This is a genomic window from Rubrimonas sp. (assembly GCF_036788415.1).
Classification (GTDB): domain Bacteria; phylum Pseudomonadota; class Alphaproteobacteria; order Rhodobacterales; family Rhodobacteraceae; genus Rubrimonas.
In genome coordinates this window covers 1-2549 of the sequence record NZ_DAIQNN010000216.1, presented here as the reverse complement: position 1 = coordinate 2549, position 2549 = coordinate 1, and the positions used below count along the sequence as shown (strand labels likewise).

At 74.4% G+C, this 2549-nt stretch carries 3 protein-coding genes and 1 pseudogene; all 4 read left to right on the top strand.

The annotated features are described in order from the left end of the window. Positions 1 to 624, top strand: a pseudogene (locus tag V7Q31_RS18745) (patatin-like phospholipase family protein); the annotation flags it as partial. Between the two features lie 141 nt (positions 625 to 765). Then, positions 766 to 1152, top strand: coding sequence for a DUF1622 domain-containing protein (locus V7Q31_RS18740; protein WP_333835353.1), 387 nt, complete (start codon positions 766 to 768; stop codon positions 1150 to 1152). Continuing rightward, a complete protein-coding gene (locus V7Q31_RS18735) occupies positions 1149 to 2249 on the top strand; it encodes an efflux RND transporter periplasmic adaptor subunit (protein WP_333835352.1) in 1101 nt (366 codons plus the stop codon). Before V7Q31_RS18740 ends, V7Q31_RS18735 begins: the two co-directional genes overlap by 4 nt. After that, positions 2246 to 2549 (top strand): efflux RND transporter permease subunit (locus V7Q31_RS18730; RefSeq protein WP_333835351.1); only part of this gene is annotated, 304 nt, incomplete at its 3' end. The genes V7Q31_RS18735 and V7Q31_RS18730, both read left to right, overlap by 4 nt.

Genomic DNA, 2549 nt, shown 5'->3' with positions numbered 1-2549 from the left:
CGTCTGCTGGTGGTGACCACCAACATCGACGCCGCGCGGCCGGTGCTGTGGGACATGGGCGCCATCGCGGATGCGGGCGCGCGGCAGCTGTTCCTCGACGTGCTCCTCGCCTCCGCCTCGATCCCCGGCGCCTTTCCGCCGGTGCCGATCGAGGTCGAAGCCGGCGGGAGGCGCTTCGTGGAGCTGCACGTGGACGGCGGCGTCACCCGCTCGGTCACCATCGGCCCGACCGGTCTTGCGGATGTGCTGGACATGGCGGCGCCGTTCCCGGTCCGCCGGCGCATCTTCGTGATCCAGAACAACACGCTCGCGCCGCCCTACCAGCCCGTCGAGCGGACGATCCCCGGCATCGCGGCGCGCACCGTCAGCACCCTGATCCGGGCGCAGAGCGCGGGCGACCTGACCCAGATCTGGCTGGCCGCCGACCGGGCGGGCGCCGAGTTCAACGTCGCCTTCGTGCCCCCGGGACTCGGCGCGGCCTCGGCGACGGAGTTCGACCCGGAGACCATGGGCCGCCTCTATGACGCGGCCTTTGCGGCGGCGCGCGACGGCGTCGCGTGGCTGCGCACGCCGCCGGGCGCCGTCGGCTACGCAGCGCTCGCGCAAGCGGGATCAGCGCCGTGAGCAGATGGGGCGCCCATTTCGGGCGCCCTCTCCGTTGCGCCGCGCCGCGCCGGCGCCCATGCCGGGCGCATCTCGTTCCACCCAGGGAGGCGTGACCATGCGGCGCGACGCGCGTCAGTCCGTGCAGGGCCGGGTGGCGTCATGACGGCGGAACAGGCGACCGGCGCGCTGGAGGCGGTCGAGCGGTTCGTCGATCGCGGCGCGTCCCTCATCGAACTGCTCGCCCTTGCGGTTCTGCTGGTCGGGGTCATCCGCGCGACGATCGGTTTGCTCCACGCAAGGGCTGATCGCGCCGAGGATTTCCTGAGGCTGCGCCGCGGTCTCGGCGTCCACATCCTGCTCGCGCTCGAAATACTGATCTGCGCCGACATCATGCACACGGTGGTGCGCCGATCGCTGGAGGAGCTTGTCGCGCTCAGCGCCGTGGTCGTGATCCGGACCGTCATCGCCTTCTTCCTCACGCGCGAGCTGCGGGAGCAAGCCGCGCCCCTTTCCGGGGTCGCCGCCAAACGGGAGCCGACCCGATGATCCGACCGCTCTCCGCCGCGGCGCTGGCCGCGCTCGCGCTGTCCGCCTGTGACGGCGCCGAGGAGGCCGCAGCGCCGGCGCCTCCGCGCGCGGTGCGCGCGATGGTCGTATCCGTGGGCGACGCGGCGGAGCGGCGCACCCTGCCCGGCGTGCTGACCGCGGCGGAGACGATGCATCTCGCGTTTCCGCTTGGCGGGCGGCTGATCGAGGCGCCGCTGCGCGAGGGGGATCCGGTCGCGGAGGGACAGGTGGTCGCCCGGCTCGACCCCGCCGACGCGCAGCGCGAGATCGACGCCGCCCGCGCCCGTCTCGCCGCGGCGCGCGCGCAGATGGATACGACCGACGCCGAGTTCCGGCGGCAGCGCACGCTGTTTGACCGCGGAATCGTCGCGCGCGCCGCCTTCGACCGCGCCTCGGGCGAAGTCGCGGCGGCGCTCGCGGCCCTGCGGGTGGCCGAGACCGGGTTGGCCGCCGCCGAGGACCGGCTGGCGCGCATCACCCTGATCGCGCCCGGCGACGGCGTGGTGACGCGGCTGCTGGCCAACCGCTTCGAGGAACTGGCGGCGGGCCAGCCCGTCTACGAGATCGCCGTCACCGCCGCGCTTCAGGCCGAGGTTCTGGCGCCGGAGGCGCTGCTGGCGTCGCTGGCGCCGGGCGACGAGGCCGAGGTCCGGCTGCCGGCGTTCCCGGGCGAGACCTTCCGCGCCGTCGTGACCGAGATCGCCGCCGAGGCCGAGGCGGGCGCCGCCTTCCGGGTCAAGGCCCGGCTCGAGAATCCGCCCGCGGGCGCCAAGACCGGCTTCTCCGCCGCCGTCGGCTTCGCGCTGCCGCGCCGCGCGGGCGCTGTGGACCTGCCGCTGTCGGCGCTGCTGTTCGAGGACGCGAGTTCCCCGCCCACCGCGGGCGCGCGGGCGCGGGTCTGGGTGGTGGACGAGGCGGCGTCCGTCGTGCGCCGGCGCGACGTCGCCATCGAGGGCGTCGTCGGCGCGGACGTCCTCGTCAGCGAGGGCCTTGCTCCCGGCGAGCGCGTCGTGACCGCGGGCGTCGCGCTGCTGACCGAGGGCGAGGCGGTCCGTCTCTGGAGCCTTCCGGAATGACCGGCCTCACCCGTTTCGCGCTCGACCGCTGGCGGCTGGTCGCGGCGGTCACATTGCTGGCGACGCTCGCGGGCGTCTTCGCCTACTTCACCCATCCCAGCCAGGAGGACCCGGAGATCACGATCCGCACCGCGGTGGTGACGGCGCGCTTTCCCGGCATGGAGGCGCGCCGCGTCGAGCAGCTGCTGGTCAAGCCCATCGAGGAGGCCGCGCGCCAGATCGCCGAGGTCGAGACCATCGAAAGCGCGGCGCAGACCGGCCTCGCCACGGTCAAGGTCGAGCTGCGGCCCGAGATCGTCG

Coding starts and splice junctions, on each gene's coding strand:
- V7Q31_RS18735 (WP_333835352.1), top strand. CDS start 1,149: ATGATCCGACCGCTCTCCGCCGCGGCGCTGGCCGCGCTCGCGCTGTCC.
- V7Q31_RS18740 (WP_333835353.1), top strand. CDS start 766: ATGACGGCGGAACAGGCGACCGGCGCGCTGGAGGCGGTCGAGCGGTTC.